Below are 17784 nucleotides of genomic sequence, written 5' to 3' on the forward strand. Positions count from 1 at the left end.
GCTCAGGTGGTCCCGTCACACGTGTCGATGATGACGGCGACGACCTGCGCCACCTTGCCCGGGCCCAGGGGGTGACCCGAGAAGTCGGTGACGTAGAACGTGTCGAGGGTCTGGCCGGCATACGTCGCGATGTGCGCGGAGCGCACCGAGACCCCTGACTTGGCGAACGCCATGCCCAGCTCGTGCAGCAGACCCGGACGGTCCTCGGCCCGGACCTCGAGCACGGTGGCCTCGTCGCTGGCGCCGGGGACGACGAGCGCCCGCGGCTGGCCGGGGGTGCCGATGGTCGACTCCCGGCTCGGCCGCGCCGCGAACTGGCGGCGCCGGTCGAGCAGCCCCAGCGGACCACGGTCACCGGTGGCGAGGCGTGCCAGGCCGCGCTGCAACCGCGGCTGCTCGGGCTCGTTGCCGCTCGGCGACTCCACGTGCCACTCGTTGACCGCCACCCCGTCCACGGTGCGCAGGATCGCCGTGCGGACGACGAGGCCCTCGGCCGCGAGCAGGCCGGCGGTGTCCGCGAAGAGCCCGAGCCGGTCGCGGTCGGCGATGTCGATCCGGTAGGACCCGCCGTGCGCGAGGACCTCGACGTGCGGGTCCCCCGCCGCGAGCGCCCGTACGAGGGCCTCGGGGACGACGCCCTGCCCGACGTTGGCGGCCGGCGTCGAGACGGTGGGGATGCTCGGGTCCAGACGGTCGCGCACCTCGGTGGCGAGCTGGGCGAGCAGGGCCGCGCGCCAGTCGGTCCAGGCCTTGGGCCCGGCGGCGACCGCGTCGGCCTCGGTGAGCGCGAGCAGCAGGTCGAAGCGGTCCCGGTCGCCGGCCACGGCCGTGACCGCGGCGTCGATGGTGCGCGGGTCCGAGTGGTCGCGGCGCGTGGCGAGCTCGATGAGGGTGAGGTGCTCGCGCACGAGCGAGGACACGACCTCGACGTCGTCCTCGGTGTGCCCGAGGCGTCGCATCACCGTCTCGGCGATGGGTGCGCCGGCGCGGGAGTGGTCGTGCGCCCCCGGCACCTTGCCGATGTCGTGGAGCAGGGCCGCGAGGAGCAGGAGGTCGGCGCGACCGACGCCGCGCACGAGCCCGGTCGCGTGCACGACGGTCTCGATGAGGTGGCGGTCGACGGTGTGGCGGTGGACGGCGTTGCGCTGCGGACGCGAGCGGACGGCCGCCCACTCGGGCAGCCAGCGCTCGATGATCCCCTGCTGGTCCAGGCCCTCCCAGACGGTGACGAGCCCGGGGCCGGCGGCGAGGAGGTCGCTGAACAGCCCCCGTGCGAGCGGCGACCACGGGGTCGGCACGTCGCCGCACTTCGTCGCGAGGTTCTCGAGGGTCGTCGGCGAGATCGGGAGGTTCGCGCCGGCGGCGACGACCGCGGCACGCAGCGGCAGGAGCGGGTCGCTCTCGGGCTGGCGGCCGGCGCCGAGCACGACCTCGCCGTCGCTCTCGAAGAGCCCGTAGCCCAGCGGCGACATCTGCGGGCGGCGTGGGCCGACCCGCAGGACGCGGGCGCGCTGGGACTGGCCGGCGCGGCGCACGGTCCCGTCGAGGGCGTAGGCGATGGTCCGGCCGGCGTCGGACACGTCGGCGAGCAGGTCGTCGGGGTCGCCGTAGCCGAGCAGGGCGGCGACGGCGTCGTGGTCCTCGCGTCCGAGACGGTCCCGTCCGCGACCGGTGACCACGTGGACGGCGTCGCGCACGTCGAGCAGGAGCCCGTATGCCGTGTCGACCTCACCTCGCGGACGGTCCGCGAGCCAGGCCTCGGCGAGGGCGCTGAGGATCGTCATGTCGCGCAGGCCGCCGTGGGCCTCCTTGAGCTCGGGCTCGATCGACTGGGCGAGGTCCCCGTGGCGGTGGTGGCGCACGGCCATGGCGTCGGTGAGCTGCGGCAGCCGCTTGCGGGCGTTGGCCCGCCAGTCATGGCTCACCGTGGCCCGGGCCGCGGCCACGACCTCGGAGTCACCGGCGACCGGCGAGATGTCGAGCAGGCCCACCGCGGCGGTGAGGTCGTCGGCGGCGACGGTCCGGCACTGGTTCACCGTGCGGACGCTGTGGTCCAGCCTCACCCCGGCGTCCCAGATCGGGTACCAGATGCGGTCGGCGAGCCGGGTGACCTCGTCGTTGGACAGGGTGCGGCCGTAGTGCAGGAGCACGAGGTCGTAGTCCGAGAGCGGACCGGCGTCGCCGCGTCCCACGCTGCCCACGGCGGCGAGGGCGACACCCTCGACCCGGTGGCCGCGCACCGCGTCCTCCCAGAGCTCGCCGAGCCACTGCGCGTTGAACTCCGCGAGCCGGCGACGGCGCTCGGGGCCCGACCCGACCTGCTCGAACGCCCGCGTCCCCGCGAGGTCGAGCCGGCGGGCGGCGACGTCCGCGATGTCAGTCATGCGAGGGTCCTCCCCAGGTGTGCTGCTCGAATGCTGCGGTGACTGCTTGCGCAGGTGCTGCTTGCGCAGGTGCTGCTTGCGCAGGTGCTGCTCGACTGATTGCCCCACCGGGCTCCTTCGCGCGGTGCCGCGCGTTCTGGGGACCGGCCCAATGGGGCAATCAGTCGTGGGTACGTCAGATGGCCTCGGAGCCGCGTTCCCCGGTGCGCACCCGGATGACGTCCTCCACCGGCTGGGTCCAGATCTTGCCGTCGCCGATGCGACCGGTCTGGGCCGACTTGAGGATGACGTCGGCGACGCTGGAGGCGTCCATGTCGTCGACGAGCACCTCGAGGCGGAGCTTCGGCACGAAGTCCACGGTGTACTCGGCGCCGCGGTAGACCTCGCTGTGGCCGCGCTGGCGGCCGTAGCCGGACGCCTCGCTGACGGTCATTCCCGAGATGCCGTAGGCCTCCAGGGCCTCCTTCACCGCGTCGAGCTGGTGGGGCTTGATGATGGCGGTGATGAGCTTCATGCCTTGACTCCTTCTTCAGCGAGCTCGTCGGCGTGACGGGCGTCGGTCTGCGGACCGGTCGAGGTGACACCGAGGCGTCCACCGCGGGCCACGAGGTCGTAGCCGGACTCGGCGTGCTCGGACTGGTCGATGCCGGCCACCTCGTCGTCGTCGGTGATGCGCCATCCGACGGTCGCCTTGAGCGCCAGGCCGATGAGGGCGGTGACGATCGCGGAGAAGATCAGCGACGCGAGGGCGATGACGATCTGGACGACGAGCTGCTTGATCCCGTCACCGTAGAACAGGCCGCCCGAGGTGGCGAGGAGCCCGGCACCGACGGTGCCCCAGAGACCGGCGACGAGGTGGACGCCGACGACGTCGAGCGAGTCGTCGTAGCCGAAGCGGAACTTCAGGCCGACGGCGAGGGCGGCGAGCCCACCGGCGACGAGACCGAGGATGATCGAGCCCACGGGCGAGAGCGCGCCACAGGCCGGGGTGATGGCGACGAGACCGGCGACGACACCGGAGGCGGCACCGACCGAGGTGGCGTGACCGTCACGCACCTTCTCCACGACGAGCCAGCCGAGGATCGCCGCACAGGTCGCGACGGTCGTGTTGACCCAGACGAGGCTCGAGAGGCCGTCGGCGGCGAGCTCGGAGCCGGCGTTGAACCCGAACCAGCCGAACCAGAGCAGGCCGGCGCCCAGCATGACGAGCGGGACGTTGTGCGGGCGCATCGCGGTCTTGCCGAAGCCGAGGCGCTTGCCGACGATGAGGGCGAGCACGAGGCCCGCGACACCGGCGTTGATGTGGACGACCGTGCCACCGGCGAAGTCGATGGGCAGCACGTTGGCGACGCCGTCGGTCGCACCGAAGATCTTGGCCGACAGCCCGTCCTCCGAGCCGCTGAGCAGGCCACCGCCCCACACCATGTGGGCGATCGGGAAGTAGGCCAGCGTCACCCAGAAGCCGCTGAAGAGCAGCCAGGTCGAGAACTTCGCGCGGTCGGCGATGGCGCCGCTGATGAGCGCGACGGTGATGATCGCGAAGGTGAGCTGGAACCCGACGAAGAGGACCTCGGGGATCCACACGTCGGCGCCGAAGACGTCGATGATCGCCGTCCCGTTCGCGTCGAGCGTGGCTCCGGTCGCGTCACCGACGACGCCCTTGAGACCGAAGTTCTCGAACGGGTTGCCGATGATGCCGCCGATGTTGCTGCCACCGAAGGACATCGAGTAGCCCCACAGCACGTAGATGACACCGACGACGCCCATGGCACCGAACGACATCATCATCATGTTGAGGACGGACTTGGCGCGCGTCATGCCGCCGTAGAAGAGGGCGAGGCCGGGCGTCATCAGCAGCACCAACGAGGCGCAGAGGAGGACGAAGGCCGTCGCCGAGGCATCGATTGCGGGCTCGGCCGCGACGGGGAGGAGAGTTGGGCTCATGGGGAAGGAGTCTGCGAGCACGCCGTTTCACGTCGCCGCGCGTTGTGTTACAGCCACGTTGCACCTCGCGGCGTCGCGTAAGAAGTGTGTTTCGCGCCCTGCGTCGCCGTGAGCAGAGCCGGTATGCCGGGTGCTCACGTCCGCGTCCCGGCCCGCCGGTGCGAGACTGGGGGCATGACCCCTCCCGTGCTCGTCTACGACGGTGACTGCGGCGTGTGCACCAAGCTTGCGCGCTTCGTCACGACGACCGTGCGTCCCGCGCCCGAGAGCTTCTCGGTCAGCGCCTACCAGGACCTCGACCTCGATGCCCTCGGCCTCACGCCCGAGCAGTGCGACGAGGCGCTGCAGTGGGTGGCCAGGGGCGGGCGCGTCAGCTCGGCCCAGGACGCCGTGGCCCGGGTGCTGCTCGCCGGGCGCCTCCCGTTCCGGCCGCTGGGTGCGGTGATCCTCGTGCCGGGCGTCAACGCCCTGGCCGGTCTGGTCTACCGCTGGGTCGCGCTCAACCGACACCGGCTCCCGGGCGGGACGCCGGCGTGCTCGCTGCCGGCGGCGCAGCGCCCGAGCTGAGCCGGCGCTCCCCGACCCACCTCCCGGCTCGCGTGCGCGCCCACCACGCCCGCAGCCGGTCCGCGTACTCCTCGAGCGGGAGGAACGCGAGCATCATGACGAGGTGCGGCCAGAACGCGATCGTGATCGCGGCATACGTCATGGCGTGGAAGGCGAACCACGCCGCGACCGCCCGCCGGCGCCACCTCTCCGACAGCAGGAAGATCACCGGCGCCGTGATCTCGGCCGCCATGAGCACCCACTGGAACCAGTGCAGCGTCCAGGGGATCTCGAGCAGCCACTGCGCCCACGGGGTCCCCCGGCGCACGACGGCGCGCACCATCGTCGCCGAGTTGACCCACTCGAGCCCACCGAAGCGGAGCTTGGCCCACGCCGAGAGGAAGTAGGTGGCGACGGCGGCCAGCTGGATGGCCCGCAGCGCGAAGCCCGCGGCCTCCGAGAGGCGCCGGTCCGACAGGTGCGCGATGCCGACCGTGGGCAGCAGGGCCAGCGCGACGACGAAGTCGGCCCGGTCGTGGTCGACCTTGCCGTAGCTGAAGGCGACGTACTGGTACCAGATCCAGCACACGGCCACGACCCAGCCGAGCAGCCGCGGCGCCCGACCGGAGATGGCCAGCGCGGCGGCGACGACGCAGCCCCACTTGAGCACCTCGACGAGCAGCACCGAGGCGGGAGGCAGGTGCAGCACCTGCCCCATGACGAGCGGTTCGTACCAGACCGGGTCGGCCTCACCGTGGTACCAGCCGGAGGTGTGGAGCAGGAGGACGTCGACGATGACGAACGCGAAGACGAGCGCGCGGAGCACGGCCACCCGGGCCAGCGGCACGGGGGCGAAGAGCCAGTCGCGCAGCCGGCTCACGGTGAGCTCCACTCGGCGAGGACGTCGGTCTCGACCTCGCCCGTGGGCTCGCGGTCGACGACGACGATCTTGTGGCGCACGACCCGCAGACCCACCCACGCGGGCGCACCCGGGCGCAGGCGGGCGTGGCTGGTGGCGAGGGTGCCCAGGCGTGACGGGTCGGCCTGGATCTGCGGGATCCGCCCCTCCACCTCGGCGCGGTTGAGCCCGACGTTCTCCGGGGTGAGGGGTGCGGGCACCCAGGTGTCGACGTGGTCGGCGGTGCGGACCTCGATGCCGGTCGACCAGACCGACCCGGTGGCGGCCTGCGACGTCGCGAACATCCGCCACGGGCTGAACGGCCACCAGTGGTCGTTGCCGACGAGCGACCCGGCGCAGAAGAGCAGCGTGAGCACGACGACGGTCCCGGCGCGCCACGCGCGCGCGCCCGCGCCCAGGCGCAGGACGTCCGTGTCCGGTTCCCCCGAAGTCATGGGCCGAGGGTATGCCGTCCGCCCACCTCCGCGCCGCAGCCTCACCGCCGCGGCCTCCTCACCACGCCGCAGCCTCGACGCCGTGCCGCCACCTCAGAAGGCGGAGACGTCACCCGACGCGCGCTGCGGCCGGCTCAGCGCCCGGATGAGCGCGACCTGGCCGTGGCGGCCGAGCGAGACGTGCACGAGCAGGTCGAGCACCGCCTCCACGACGTCGTCATCGTGCTCGGGCGTGGGCAGGCCCACGCTCGCCGCGAGGTCGTCACCGTGCACGACCATCTCCATGAGGCGGGTGGTGGCGAAGTCCGGCGTGGCGAGCGACCAGCCCTGCCACGGGATGTGGACCACGTCGGGGTCGCGCGGCAGGGCCAGCACACCCGGGAGGTCGGCCAGTGCCTGCCGGGCCTCGGCCAGCACCTGTGCGTGGCCCACCTGCGCCGCGGCGTTGTCCTGCTCGTCCTGGTCCGGGTCGGTCTCACCGCTGCGCGAGGCCTTGACCCACGGGGCGCTCGAGTAGTGCCCGAGCCGCGTGATGACGGGCGCCTCGCCCGGTGCCTCGACCCGCAGCCCGCGCACGAGGTGGGCGCTCTGGGCCAGCAGGTGGTGGGTCAGGCCGCCCACGGTCATGCCGGTGCAGGCGCTGTCGCGCTCCCACGCGGTGCGGACCTCGTCGCGGGCGGCGAGCGCGATGCTGCGTTCGGTGCACGAGACGAGCGCCGCGGTGAGGCGCTCCCGGTCGTGCAGGGTCGCGAGCGCCATCGTCAGTCGATGATGGCGTCGACGAAGCCCTCGGGGTCGAACGGCGCGAGGTCGTCGGGACCCTCGCCCAGGCCGATGAGCTTGACCGGGACGCCGAGCTTGCGCTGGACGGCGACGACGATGCCGCCCTTGGCGGTGCCGTCGAGCTTGGTGAGGACGATGCCGGTGATGCCGACGACCTCGCTGAACACCTCGGCCTGGCGCAGGCCGTTCTGGCCGGTCGTGGCGTCGAGCACGAGCAGGACCTCGTCGATCGGGCTCTGCTTCTCGATGACGCGCTTGACCTTGCCGAGCTCGTCCATGAGGCCGACCTTGTTGTGGAGGCGACCCGCGGTGTCGATGATGACGACGTCGGCCTCGAGCTCGGCGGCTCCCTTGACGGCGTCGAAGGCCACGGCGGCGGGGTCGGCGCCCTCGCGGTCCGAGCGGACCGTGGGCACCCCGACGCGCTCGCCCCAGGTCTGGAGCTGGTCGGCCGCGGCGGCCCGGAAGGTGTCCGCCGCACCGAGGACGACGTCCTTGTCCTCGGCCACGAGGACCCGGGCCAGCTTGCCCACGGTGGTGGTCTTGCCGGTGCCGTTGACGCCGACGACGACGATGACGGCGGGGCGGCCGTCGACGCGGGACGAGGCGACCGAACGGTCCATCGAGGGGTCGACGAGGCTCACGAGCTCCTCGCGCAGCCAGCCGCGGACGGTGGCCTCGTCGGCGTTGCCGTGGATCTTGACCTTGGTGCGCAGCGAGTCGACCAGCTCGGTCGTCGCCTCGACGCCGAGGTCGGCGGTGAGCAGGGTGTCCTCGACGTCCTCCCACGCCTGCTCGTCGAGGTCCCCGCGCGAGAGCAGCGCGAGCAGCCCCTGGCCGAGGGCGCTGTTGGAGCGGGCCAGGCGGGCGCGCAGCCGCTGGAGGCGGGTCTGCGGAGCCTCGGGACGCTCGACCTCGGGGACGGTGACGGGCGGGAGCGTCTCCTCGACCGTGTCGCCGGCCGGCGGCTCGAGGGTGTCGACCGCACCACCGGCGCGGTCGTCACGCTCACCCTCGTCGGCCGTCGGGGCAGGCGCGGAGGAGGTGCGCGGCTGCTCGCGCGGCAGCTCCTTGGTGGCTCCGCCCCGCCCTCGCAGGAAGGTGGCGGCGAGGCCTCCGAGGACGACCAGCAGGCCGACCGCGACGGCGAAGAATTCCCAGAAGGTGTCGATGGCGCTCACGTCGCCATCCTCGCACCCGCCCTCAGAAGATGCGGACCCGCTCGTCCTCCGGGACCCACATGCCGTCACCGGGCTGGACGTCGAACGCCTCGTGGAACTCGGTGAGGTTGCGGGCCGCGTTGGCGCGCAGGTCCATCGGGGCGTGCGGGTCGATCGCGAGGAGGCGGACCGCCTCGGCCTCGCGGGCCATCCCGCACCACACCTGGGCCCAGCCGAAGAAGAAGCGCTGGTCGCCGGTCAGCCCGTCGATGACGGGAGCGTCGCTCCCCTCGGTCGAGATCCGGTATGCCGCGTGCCCGATCGTCAGCCCGCCGAGGTCGCCGATGTTCTCGCCGACCGTGAGCGCGCCGTTGACCTTGTGGCCGGGGGCGTCACGCGACTCGAGGGCGTCGAACTGGGCGATGAGCCGCTGCGAGCGCTCGTCGAAGTTCGCCCGGTCGGTGTCGCTCCACCAGTTGCGGAGGTTGCCGTCCTTGTCGTACTGCGAGCCCTGGTCGTCGAAGCCGTGGCCGATCTCGTGACCGATGACGCCACCGATGCCGCCGTAGTTCACGGCGTCGTCGGCGTCGACGTCGAAGAACGGGGGCTGGAGGATGGCCGCCGGGAAGACGATCTCGTTGAGACCCGGGTTGTAGTAGGCGTTGACGGTCTGCGGGGTCATGAACCACTCGTCGCGGTCGACCGGTCCGCCGAGCTTGGCGAGGTTGCGGTCGATCTCGAAGGCCGAGGCCCGGGCGACGTTGCCGACGAGGTCCGCGGCGTCGACCTCGAGCGAGGAGTAGTCGCGCCACCGGTCGGGGTAGCCGATCTTGGGGGTGAACGACCCGAGCTTGGCGAGCGCCTCGCGGCGGGTCTCGACGCCCATCCACTCCAGGCCCTCGAAGTCGCGGCGGAACGCCTCGACGAGGTTGGCCACGAGCTCGACCATCCGCTCCTTGGCGCGCGGCGGGAAGTGCTTCTCGACGTAGAGCTGACCGACGGCCTCACCGAGCGCGTCCTCGACGAGTCCCACGCCCCGCTTCCAGCGGTCGCGGATCTGCGGGACGCCGGAGAGCGTGCGGCCGTAGAAGTCGAAGTTCTCGGCGACGACGGCGTCGGCGAGGTAGGGGGCCAGGGCGTGCACGACCCGCCAGCGCAGCCAGTCCTGCCACGTGGCGATGTCGACCTCGGCCAGCGCCGCGGCCATCGATCGCAGGTGGTCGGGCTGGCGGGCGATGACCTGGTCGAAGGCGCCGGCAGGGGCATGCGCAGCCGCGAGGTAGGCGTCCCAGTCGACACCGGGGGTCAGCTCGGCCAGACCGTCACGGTCGACGAGCGTGTAGGTCTTCACCGCGTCGCGGTTGGCGACCTGGTCCCAGTGCGAGGCCGCGATGCGGGTCTCGAGGTCGACGACCCGGTCGGCGGCAGCGGAGGCCGCGTCGCCGGCATACACACCGGTCAGGGTGAGCATGCGCGTGACGTGACCGGGGTAGGCCGAGCGGATCGCGGCGTGCTGCGGGTCGCGGTAGTAGGCCTCGTCGGGCAGGCCGATGCCGGCCTGCTCGAGGTAGACGACGTAGCGGCTGGAGTCGCGGTCGTCGGTGTTGACGATGGGGTGGACGAGCCCGTCGACGCCCGCGCGCAGGAACCGGCCCAGCGCCGCCATGACCTCGCTCGGGGTCGAGACGGCGTCGACCGCCTCGAGGAAGGACGCGAGCGGCGTGGCGCCGAGGTCCTCGATCCGGGCCTCGTCCATGAACGAGCTGTAGAGGTCACCCACCTTGCGCGCGACGGTGCCGGCCTCGGGGCTGCCCTCGGCGACCTGCGTGATGATGTCGCGGACGTGCTCCTCGGCCTTCTCGCGCAGCTGGTCGAAGCTGCCGTAGCGGCCGCGGTCGGCCGGCATCTCGGTCTGCTTGATCCAGGTGCCGTTGACGTGGCCGAAGAGGTCGTCCTGGGGGCGGACCGTGGGGTCGCCGGCGGACTGGTCGATCCCCGAGCGCATCAGGAACGCACGCCGGCGTCTGCGGGGACCACGGGCTCGTCGGCGGCGGCAGGGCCGCTCACGTCACCGGCCGGGGCGTCGTCCTCGTCGTCGCGCCCGTGGCGCTGGCGGGCGGACTGCTGGCGCTCCTTGAGGGCCGTCACGACCTCGTCACCCTTGGGCGTGAGGATGTCGCGTCCGTCGCGCCGCGCCGGGATCGCCACGAGGGCGACGATGGCAAGGGCGAGCACGACGCAGATGAGCATTCCGATGATGAGGGCGACCATGCCCCAAGGGTGTCCTAGTGGAGCCGCCCTGACAAAACGACACCCCGGCCCCGGGAGCCGCGCCGCGCGCGGCACGTCCCCACGACGTAGGCTCGCCCGGTGACCGCGACGACTCCGCACGAGGCTCCCCAGCGCCGTCGTCGCAGGCTCCCCGCCGGCCTGGAGATCCTGCTCGCCATCGTCGTCGTCGCGCTGGTTCAGAGCTTCGTCGCCAAGCCGTTCGGCGTCCCGTCGCAGTCGATGGAGGAGACGCTGCGGATCGGTGACCGGATCGTCGTCAACCGCACCGACACCACCGTCGAGCGCGGCGACGTCGTCGTCTTCTCGCACGGCGAGACGTGGCAGGACTCGCGGCTTCGCCCGACCGGCAACGTCGTCAAGGACGCGGTGCGCAAGGTCGGCGACGTCACCGGGATCGGACCGTCGAGCACGGCATACACGGTCAAACGGGTCGTCGGCATGCCCGGTGACCGGGTGAAGTGCTGCGACTCCGAGGGCCACGTCGTCGTCAACGGCGACGCGCTCGACGAGGACTACGTCTTCGAGGACCACACCTTCCGCCAGGCAGACCTCTCCTGCGACACGACCCCGCGCTCGTCCCGGTGCTTCCCCGAGATCCGCGTCCCGTCCGACCGGCTCCTCGTGCTCGGCGACCACCGCTCGCAGTCGGCCGACTCGGTCGTCAACTGCCGCGGGGGCACCGACGCCGAGGGGTGCGCGCGGTTCGTCCCGATGAACCGCGTCGTCGGTCCGGTCGTGTTCCGCATCTGGCCGCTCGGCACGTTCGGCTTCGTCAACCACGGCTGACCGCCGCGACGACCCGGCGCCGGGCCGGGTCGGGTCGCCCCCTTCAGGCGGTGGCGGCGACGTCGCGGATGCGCTGCGAGACCACGGTCGTGATCCCGTCGCCGCGCATGCTCACGCCGTAGAGCGCGTCGGCGATCTCCATCGTCTTCTTCTGGTGGGTGATGACGATGAGCTGGCTGCTGTCGCGCAGCTCCTCGAAGAGCGTGATGAGCCGGCCCAGGTTGGTGTCGTCGAGGGCGGCCTCGACCTCGTCCATGATGTAGAACGGGCTCGGCCGGGCCTTGAAGATCGCCACGAGCAGCGCCACCGCGACGAGCGAGCGCTCGCCACCGGAGAGCAGCGAGAGCCGCTTGACCTTCTTGCCGGGCGGGCGGGCCTCGACCTCGATGCCGGTCGTGAGCATGTCGCCCGGGTCGGTGAGGACGAGCTGGCCGGAGCCGCCGGGGAAGAGCCGCTGGAAGACGCGCTCGAACTGCTCGGCGGTGTCGTGGTAGGCCTGCGTGAAGACCTGCTCGACGCGCTCGTCGACCTCCTTGACGATGTCGAGGAGGTCGCGCTTGGACTTCTTGAGGTCCTCGAGCTGCTCGGTGAGGAACTTGTGGCGCTCCTCGAGCGCCGCGAACTCCTCGAGCGCCAGCGGGTTGACCCGACCCAGGGCCGACAGGCCACGCTCGGCCTTGCGAAGGCGCTTCTCCTGCTCGTCGCGCACGAACGCCGACGGCATCGGCACGTCGCCCTCGTGGTCGGGGCCGACAATGAACGGGATCGGCTGGTGCGGGCCGTAGTCCTCCATGAGGACGTCCGGGTCCATGCCGAGCTCCTCGACCGCCTTGGCCTGGAGCTGCTCGATCCGGGCGACCTGGCGGGCGCGGGCGACCTCGTCACGGTGCGCGGAGTCGGTGAGGTCACGCAGCTCGTCCTGGTGCGTGGCCATCTCGGTGCGCAGCTCGCGGACGGCGGTGTCGCGGCGGGTGCGCTCGACCTCGGCCTCGTCGCGCAGGCGGGCGGCCCGGACCAGCGCGGTCGCCATGCGGTCGGTCGCGTATGCCGCGGCCTGGCTCACGGCGTCGGCGATGGTCGCCTCGCGGCGGCGGCGCTCCTGGCGCTGGCGGAGCTTCTCGCGGGCCTGGATCTCGTTGCGGGCCGCACCCTCGAGCGAGTCGGCCCGTCCCTTGAGCGAGCGAGCCCGCTCCTCCTTGGTGCGCAGCGTGAGGCGGAGCTCGGTCTCGGCGGTGCGGGCCCGGCTGGCGGCGAGCTCGAGGGCGTCGCGCTCGTCGGTCGAGGGCTCCTCGGACTCGGTCGGCTCCGCACTGGCCTCCTCGAGGCGGGCGGCGAGCGCCGTCTCCTCGAGGCGGTCGTTCTCGAGCGCGGCCTCCGCGTCGGCGATGGTCCGCTCGGTGCGCTCGACCTCGGCGCGGCTCGTGCGGATCGTGGACTGCAGTCCACCGAGCTGCTCGGCGACGGCGGCCATGCGGGCGTCGCTGTCGTGCAGCGCCTCGAGGGCGGCCTCGACCCGCTCGGTCACCGCGGCGGCCTTGTCGCGCTCGGCGACGAGGGCGAACCGCGCCTGCTCGCCCCGGGTCGTCGCAGCAGCAGTCGCAGCCTGGGCGTCCTCGAGCGCTGACTGGACCTCGAGCAGGGACTGGCCGCTGCTCGAGCCGCCGCGCACCCAGCCGGGGGCGAAGACGTCGCCGTCGGCGGTCACCGCGGTGATGCCCTCACCACGGGCGACGAGGGCGAGGGCGTGCTCGGCGTTGGGGACGAGGGCGACGAGGTCGAGCAGCTGCTCGACGGCCGGTCGCACGGAGGCCGGGGCGTCGACGACGTCACGGGCCCAGACGGCGGAGCCGTCGAGCGCCGGCCACGAGGAGCGGTCGGAGGGGACTGCGGTGTCACCCACGAGCAGGGTGGCCCGGCCGTGGTCCTCCTCGCGGAGCCTGGTGACCGCACGGGCGGCGTCCTGGGCGGTGCCCACGGCGAGCGCCTCGGACGCCCAGCCGAGGGCGGCCGCGACGGCACCCTCGTGCCCGCCGCTCACCTGGAGGAGAGAGGCGACGGTGCCGACGATGCCGTGGCCGCGGTCGCCGTCCTCGGAGGCGGCGAGGAGGGCGGCGGCGCCGTCCTTGCGCCGCAGGCTCATCCCGAGCGCCTCGACGCGGGCGGCGGCCGACGCGCGGTCGCGCTCGGCCTCGCGCTCGACGTTCTCGAGCTCGGCGATCCTCGTCTCGATGGTGGCGAGCTCCTCGGCGGCGGTCTCGTAGGCGCTGTCGAGACCCTCCTCGCCCTCCTCGTCGTTGGCGACGGTGCCCTCGAGCCGGGCGAACTCCTTCTCGGCCTCGGAGGCGCGCGCGAGCGAGGCCTCGATGATCCCGCGGAGCCGACCGATCTCGGCCTCCCCCGCCTCGATCCGGCTGCGCCGGGCGCCGACCTGGCCGGCGAGCTTGGCCAGTCCCTCGCGACGGTCGGCAGCGGCGCGAGCCAGACGCGACAGGCGTTGCTGCTCACCGGCATACGCGCTCTCGGCCTCCTCGCGGGAGGTGACGGCGGCGGCGAGCTGCTCGGCGGCGGTGGCGACCTCGGCGGCGAGCTTCTGCTCGGCCTCGCGGGCCTGGGCGGCCTGCGCCCGCAGCTCCTCGGGGTCGCGGCCGGACGTCGTCTCGTCGACGTCGTCCTGGCTCAGGAGGCGCACGCGCTCACGGGCCACGGAGGCCGTGGACTCGAGCCGGTCGCGCAGGGACTGGAGCCTGACGAAGCGGTCCTGCGAGCGCCCGAGCTCGGGCGCGGCGTCGGCGGCCTGGCGCTCGATCTCGGTGATCCGCGAGCGCAGCGACTCGAGGGCGTTCTCGACGGTGGTGCGGCGCTCGATGAGCGCGGTCTCGTCGGCGACCTCCTGCTCGAGCGTCGAGGTGAGCTGGACGAGGTCGTCGGCGACGAGGCGCAGGCGGGCGTCGCGCGCCTCGGCCTGGATGACGGCGGCCTTGCGCGCGGCCTCGGCCTGGCGACCGAGCGGTCCGAGCTGGCGGCGGATCTCGCCGGTGAGGTCGTGGACGCGGGTGAGGTTGGCCTCCATCGCGTCGAGCTTGCGCAGCGCGCGCTCCTTGCGCTTGCGGTGCTTGAGGACGCCGGCCGCCTCCTCGATGAAGCCGCGGCGCTCCTCGGGGGTCGCGCGCAGCACCGCGTCGAGCTGGCCCTGGCCGACGATGACGTGCATCTCGCGGCCGATGCCGCTGTCGGAGAGCAGCTCCTGGATGTCGAGCAGGCGGCTGGGGGTGCCGTTGATGGCGTACTCGGAGCCACCGTTGCGGAACATCGTCCGGGTGATCGTCACCTCGGTGTAGTCGATCGGCAGCGCACCGTCGGTGTTGTCGATCGTCAGGCTCACCTCGGCCCGGCCGAGCGGCGGGCGGCCGGCGGTGCCGGCGAAGATGACGTCCTCCATCTTGCCGCCGCGCAGGGTCTTGGCGCCCTGCTCCCCCATGACCCAGGCGAGCGCGTCGACGACGTTGGACTTGCCGGAGCCGTTGGGGCCGACGATGCACGTGATGCCGGGCTCGAGACGCATGGTCGTGGCCGAGGCGAAGGACTTGAACCCCTTGAGGGTCAGGCTCTTGACGTACACGCGGTGGCTCTCGGTTCTTCGGGGGGCATGCGGACGGGACGACGTCGTCACTGTACCGGCGGGGGGACGGGGCTCCCGGGACCTGCGACGGGGCCTGCGTTGCCTGTGACGGCAGTGGCTGGTGGGACGTGGGGGGGTGGACGCGGGCGCGTCTCGCGCGTCAGCCGTTGGCGATCGACTCGTGGTGGTGGATGACCTCGGCGATGACGAAGTTGATGAACTTCTCGGCGAACTCCGGGTCGAGCCCGCTCTCCTTGGCCAGCGCCCGCAGCCGGGTGATCTGGCGCTCCTCACGGGCGGGGTCCGCAGGCGGCAGCCCCTCGGTCGCCTTGAGCTCGCCAACCTGCTGCGTGCACTTGAACCGCTCGGCGAGCAGGTGCACGAGGGCTGCGTCGATGTTGTCGATGCTCGAACGCAGGCGGACCAGCTCGGGAGGGGCGTCGCTCATCGGACCATCGTATGAACGCGCGCCCCCCGCGGTCCCCCGCGTCCCACGACCCGGTATGCCGGGCGGTGCAGAGGCGTGGGACCCGCGCCGTCCGCTCACCTCTCGACGAAGCCGGTGACGCCTTCGCGCGGTGCGCTCTCGAGCGGCGTCGACACCGACACGACCGCTCCGGGGCGACGCGTCGTCGACGGCTCCTCGGACAGGAGGCGGACGAGGCGCTCGACGGCGCCGCGCGGCCCCTGGGCCACGACCTCGACCCGTCCGTCGTCGGTGTTGCGCGCCGAACCCGCCAGCCCGAGCTCGAGCGCTCGGGCCCGGGTCCACCAGCGGAAGCCCACGCCCTGGACGCGTCCGCGCACGCTCACGGTGACCCGGACGGGCTGCACCCCGTCGGTGCCGGGGTCGAGGCTGCTCTCCATGCCGCCGATCGTAGGTCGCCGCCGCCCCAGCGCGCCTCCACGCCCGTGTCGGTGCGTCTCCATAGCCTATGGGCATGAGCGTGGACAGCCCGTCGCTCGGGCCCGGGGCCGCGACCTCCGCACCCCCGCCCGGCAGAGCTGCGTCGCGCCCGGGAGGGCGGCTGCCCGGTCTCGACGGCCTGCGTGCCACCGCCATCGTCGCCGTGCTCCTGTTCCACCTCGACCCGCGCTGGCTGCCCGGTGGCTTCCTCGGCGTCGACGTCTTCTTCGTCATCTCCGGCTTCCTCATCACCACGCTGCTCGTGCGTGAGCACGCCCGCGAGGGCCGGGTCGACCTGCGCGGGTTCTGGACCCGCCGCGCCCGCCGACTGCTGCCCGCCCTGCTCGTCCTCGTGCCGAGCGTCATCCTGCTGGCCCGGCTCGTCGAGGGCGACCTGCTCGTCGGCATCCGCCGCCAGGCCGTCGGCGCCCTGACCTTCACGAGCAACTGGCTCGAGATCGCGGCCGGCTCCGACTACTTCCACAGCACCGCGCCGCAGCTGCTCATGAACCTGTGGTCGCTCGCGGTCGAGGAGCAGTTCTACCTCGTGTGGCCGGTCGTCGCGCTCGTGCTCCTGCGCCTCGCGCCGTCGTCACGGGCGCGCGCCGGGGTCGCGGTCGCCCTCGCCCTCGGGTCCGCCGTCCTCATGGCAGTCCGCTTCGACCCCTCGCTCGGCGCGACCCGGGTCTACTACGGCACCGACACCCACCTCATGGGTCTCATGCTCGGTGCGGCGCTGGCGTTCGCGTGGGCGGCACCGCACCGCGCCTGGACGTCGACGGCGCAGTGGCACCGGGTCCGGGTGCCCGCCGTCGCTGCCGCGGCCGTCGTGCTCGTGGCCCTCGTCGCGCTGCTCGACGAGTCCACGCCCTTCACGTTCCGCGGCGGCATCCTCCTCGCCTCGCTGGCCACGGCCGTCCTCGTGCTCGGCGTGGTCGAGCGCCCCACTCCCCTGCGCACCGTGCTCGACCTGCCGGTCCTGCGCTGGGTCGGCGAGCGCTCCTACGGCCTCTACCTCTGGCACTGGCCCGTCATCCTCATCGTCGAGGCCGACCTCGCCTGGGCCGAGCGCTCCGCCGACGGCTACCTCTGGTCGCGGCTGTGGTGCGTCGTCGTGACCGTGGCCGTCGCCGACCTCTCCTACCGCTTCATCGAGACGCCCGTGAGGCGACGCGGCTTCCGGGGCACGGCGCGCCACGCGCTCCACACGATCCGGTATGCCGGCACCCGCACCGCGCGCATCGTCTGGGCCGGCGTCGCCGTCCTCGCCATCGCCCTCACGGCCGTCCTCCTCACCGCCCCGACCCGTACGCGGGTCGAGCAGCTGCTCGACGCCAACGCCGCCGCCGCTCGGGTCTCACCCACCGCCGCCTCGGCCGGCACGACGGGCTCCGGTGCCCGCGGCGCGACACCCGGACCGCGGTCCACCGCACCGGCGGCCAAGCCGGCACCCGTGAAGCAGACGTGGGCGATGCCCACCGGCACCGAGATCGACGGCTACGGCGACTCGATGATGGTGGGGAGCGTGCACGCCCTGCGCTACTACTTCCCCGGCATCCGCATGGACGCCCGCTCCAACCGCCAGTGGTCCGAGGGACTCAAGGTCGCCAGCACCCGAGGAGCCGGCAACCGTCGGGCCGTCATCCTGGCCCTGGGCACCAACGCCGGCACCGACCTCGACCGGGCCAGGGCCACGCTCGACGCGCTCGGCCCCGACCGCATGGTCGTCCTCGTCACGCTCCACGGCAGGATCAACCGCATCGCGTCCGACAACGCCGCCCTCAAAGAGCTCGCCAAGGGCCGCGACAACGTCGCCATCGCCGACTGGGACGCCGCGCTCGAGGGCACCACCCGCCAGCTCCAGTCCGACGGCATCCACCCGTCGCTCGTCGGCGCCCACCTCTACGCCAAGACCATCCGGCAGGCGTTCGCGGACCTGAGCGAGCGGCATACGGGCAAGGCCGTGACGCTCAAGGAGCTCCCGGTCCCCTGACCGTTCCCCCGGACCCC

Annotated in this window: 15 protein-coding genes; 3 read left to right on the plus strand and 12 right to left on the minus strand. The window is 72.8% G+C overall.

The features are described from left to right. Positions 1-2 precede the first annotated feature (2 nt). The 3 genes from KLO01_RS00735 to KLO01_RS00745 all read right to left on the minus strand — a co-directional run bounded on the left by KLO01_RS00735 (position 3) and on the right by KLO01_RS00745 (position 4328). Entirely contained in the window at positions 3-2384 is a 2382-nt protein-coding gene (locus tag KLO01_RS00735) for a [protein-PII] uridylyltransferase (RefSeq protein WP_147061642.1), read from the minus strand. Between the two features lie 175 nt (positions 2385-2559). Further along, complete coding sequence (locus tag KLO01_RS00740) at positions 2560-2898, minus strand: P-II family nitrogen regulator (protein ID WP_147061643.1); 339 nt, start codon at positions 2896-2898, stop codon at positions 2560-2562. Continuing rightward, the gene (locus KLO01_RS00745; RefSeq protein ID WP_147061644.1) at positions 2895-4328 is read right to left on the minus strand and encodes an ammonium transporter; all 1434 of its coding nucleotides are present in this window, start codon (positions 4326-4328) and stop codon (positions 2895-2897) included. Before KLO01_RS00745 ends, KLO01_RS00740 begins: the two co-directional genes overlap by 4 nt. 174 nt (positions 4329-4502) lie before the next feature. On the opposite strand from KLO01_RS00745, the gene KLO01_RS00750 reads away from it, so the two are divergent. Continuing rightward, entirely contained in the window at positions 4503-4895 is a 393-nt protein-coding gene (locus tag KLO01_RS00750; RefSeq protein WP_147061645.1) for a thiol-disulfide oxidoreductase DCC family protein, read from the plus strand. On the opposite strand, the gene KLO01_RS00755 is transcribed toward KLO01_RS00750, so the two are convergent. From KLO01_RS00755 to KLO01_RS00780, 6 genes are all read right to left on the minus strand, one after another. Beyond that, positions 4828-5754, minus strand: a complete 927-nt coding sequence (locus tag KLO01_RS00755; protein ID WP_147061646.1) for an HTTM domain-containing protein — start codon at positions 5752-5754, stop codon at positions 4828-4830. The genes KLO01_RS00750 and KLO01_RS00755 overlap by 68 nt on opposite strands. Continuing rightward, positions 5751-6227 (minus strand): hypothetical protein, encoded by a 477-nt coding sequence (locus tag KLO01_RS00760; RefSeq protein WP_147061647.1) that lies wholly within the window; start codon positions 6225-6227, stop codon positions 5751-5753. Before KLO01_RS00760 ends, KLO01_RS00755 begins: the two co-directional genes overlap by 4 nt. A gap of 93 nt (positions 6228-6320) precedes the next feature. Next, complete coding sequence (locus KLO01_RS00765; RefSeq protein ID WP_147061648.1) at positions 6321-6986, minus strand: maleylpyruvate isomerase N-terminal domain-containing protein; 666 nt, start codon at positions 6984-6986, stop codon at positions 6321-6323. A gap of 2 nt (positions 6987-6988) precedes the next feature. Then, positions 6989-8191: a signal recognition particle-docking protein FtsY gene (gene ftsY, locus KLO01_RS00770; RefSeq protein WP_147061649.1), complete on the minus strand. Its 1203-nt coding sequence runs from the start codon at positions 8189-8191 to the stop codon at positions 6989-6991. A gap of 22 nt (positions 8192-8213) precedes the next feature. After that, the gene (locus KLO01_RS00775) at positions 8214-10175 is read right to left on the minus strand and encodes a M13 family metallopeptidase (RefSeq protein ID WP_147061650.1); all 1962 of its coding nucleotides are present in this window, start codon (positions 10173-10175) and stop codon (positions 8214-8216) included. Next, a complete protein-coding gene (locus KLO01_RS00780) occupies positions 10175-10441 on the minus strand; it encodes a hypothetical protein (RefSeq protein WP_246135981.1) in 267 nt (88 codons plus the stop codon). Before KLO01_RS00780 ends, KLO01_RS00775 begins: the two co-directional genes overlap by 1 nt. Positions 10442-10540: 99 nt before the next feature. On the opposite strand from KLO01_RS00780, the gene lepB reads away from it, so the two are divergent. Continuing rightward, the gene (lepB, locus tag KLO01_RS00785) at positions 10541-11248 is read left to right on the plus strand and encodes a signal peptidase I (RefSeq protein WP_186827866.1); all 708 of its coding nucleotides are present in this window, start codon (positions 10541-10543) and stop codon (positions 11246-11248) included. Between the two features lie 43 nt (positions 11249-11291). On the opposite strand, the gene smc is transcribed toward lepB, so the two are convergent. From smc to KLO01_RS00800, 3 genes are all read right to left on the minus strand, one after another. Continuing rightward, positions 11292-14867 (minus strand): chromosome segregation protein SMC, encoded by a 3576-nt coding sequence (gene smc, locus KLO01_RS00790; protein ID WP_147061651.1) that lies wholly within the window; start codon positions 14865-14867, stop codon positions 11292-11294. 160 nt (positions 14868-15027) lie between these two features. Then, positions 15028-15315 carry a chorismate mutase gene (locus KLO01_RS00795; protein ID WP_147061652.1) on the minus strand — a complete coding sequence of 96 codons (288 nt, stop codon included), beginning with the start codon at positions 15313-15315 and terminating at the stop codon, positions 15028-15030. 95 nt (positions 15316-15410) lie between these two features. Continuing rightward, positions 15411-15734 (minus strand): acylphosphatase, encoded by a 324-nt coding sequence (locus KLO01_RS00800; protein ID WP_147061653.1) that lies wholly within the window; start codon positions 15732-15734, stop codon positions 15411-15413. Positions 15735-15808: 74 nt separating this feature from the next. Here KLO01_RS00800 and KLO01_RS00805 point away from each other — a divergent pair, with 74 nt between their 5' ends. After that, the gene (locus KLO01_RS00805) at positions 15809-17767 is read left to right on the plus strand and encodes an acyltransferase family protein (protein ID WP_147061654.1); all 1959 of its coding nucleotides are present in this window, start codon (positions 15809-15811) and stop codon (positions 17765-17767) included. Positions 17768-17784: the final 17 nt, after the last annotated feature.

It is taken from the genome of Knoellia locipacati (genome assembly GCF_007992835.1).
Taxonomy (GTDB): Bacteria; Actinomycetota; Actinomycetes; order Actinomycetales; family Dermatophilaceae; genus Knoellia; species Knoellia locipacati.

What these genes read in the sequence shown, in the direction of transcription:
- KLO01_RS00735 (WP_147061642.1), bottom strand. Translation starts at nt 2,384, where the DNA reads ATGACTGACATCGCGGACGTCGCCGCCCGCCGGCTCGACCTCGCGGGG.
- KLO01_RS00740 (WP_147061643.1), bottom strand. Translation starts at nt 2,898, where the DNA reads ATGAAGCTCATCACCGCCATCATCAAGCCCCACCAGCTCGACGCGGTG.
- KLO01_RS00745 (WP_147061644.1), bottom strand. Translation starts at nt 4,328, where the DNA reads ATGAGCCCAACTCTCCTCCCCGTCGCGGCCGAGCCCGCAATCGATGCC.
- KLO01_RS00750 (WP_147061645.1), top strand. Translation starts at nt 4,503, where the DNA reads ATGACCCCTCCCGTGCTCGTCTACGACGGTGACTGCGGCGTGTGCACC.
- KLO01_RS00760 (WP_147061647.1), bottom strand. Translation starts at nt 6,227, where the DNA reads ATGACTTCGGGGGAACCGGACACGGACGTCCTGCGCCTGGGCGCGGGC.
- KLO01_RS00765 (WP_147061648.1), bottom strand. Translation starts at nt 6,986, where the DNA reads ATGGCGCTCGCGACCCTGCACGACCGGGAGCGCCTCACCGCGGCGCTC.
- KLO01_RS00775 (WP_147061650.1), bottom strand. Translation starts at nt 10,175, where the DNA reads ATGCGCTCGGGGATCGACCAGTCCGCCGGCGACCCCACGGTCCGCCCC.
- KLO01_RS00780 (WP_246135981.1), bottom strand. Translation starts at nt 10,441, where the DNA reads ATGGTCGCCCTCATCATCGGAATGCTCATCTGCGTCGTGCTCGCCCTT.
- KLO01_RS00795 (WP_147061652.1), bottom strand. Translation starts at nt 15,315, where the DNA reads ATGAGCGACGCCCCTCCCGAGCTGGTCCGCCTGCGTTCGAGCATCGAC.
- KLO01_RS00800 (WP_147061653.1), bottom strand. Translation starts at nt 15,734, where the DNA reads ATGGAGAGCAGCCTCGACCCCGGCACCGACGGGGTGCAGCCCGTCCGG.
- KLO01_RS00805 (WP_147061654.1), top strand. Translation starts at nt 15,809, where the DNA reads ATGAGCGTGGACAGCCCGTCGCTCGGGCCCGGGGCCGCGACCTCCGCA.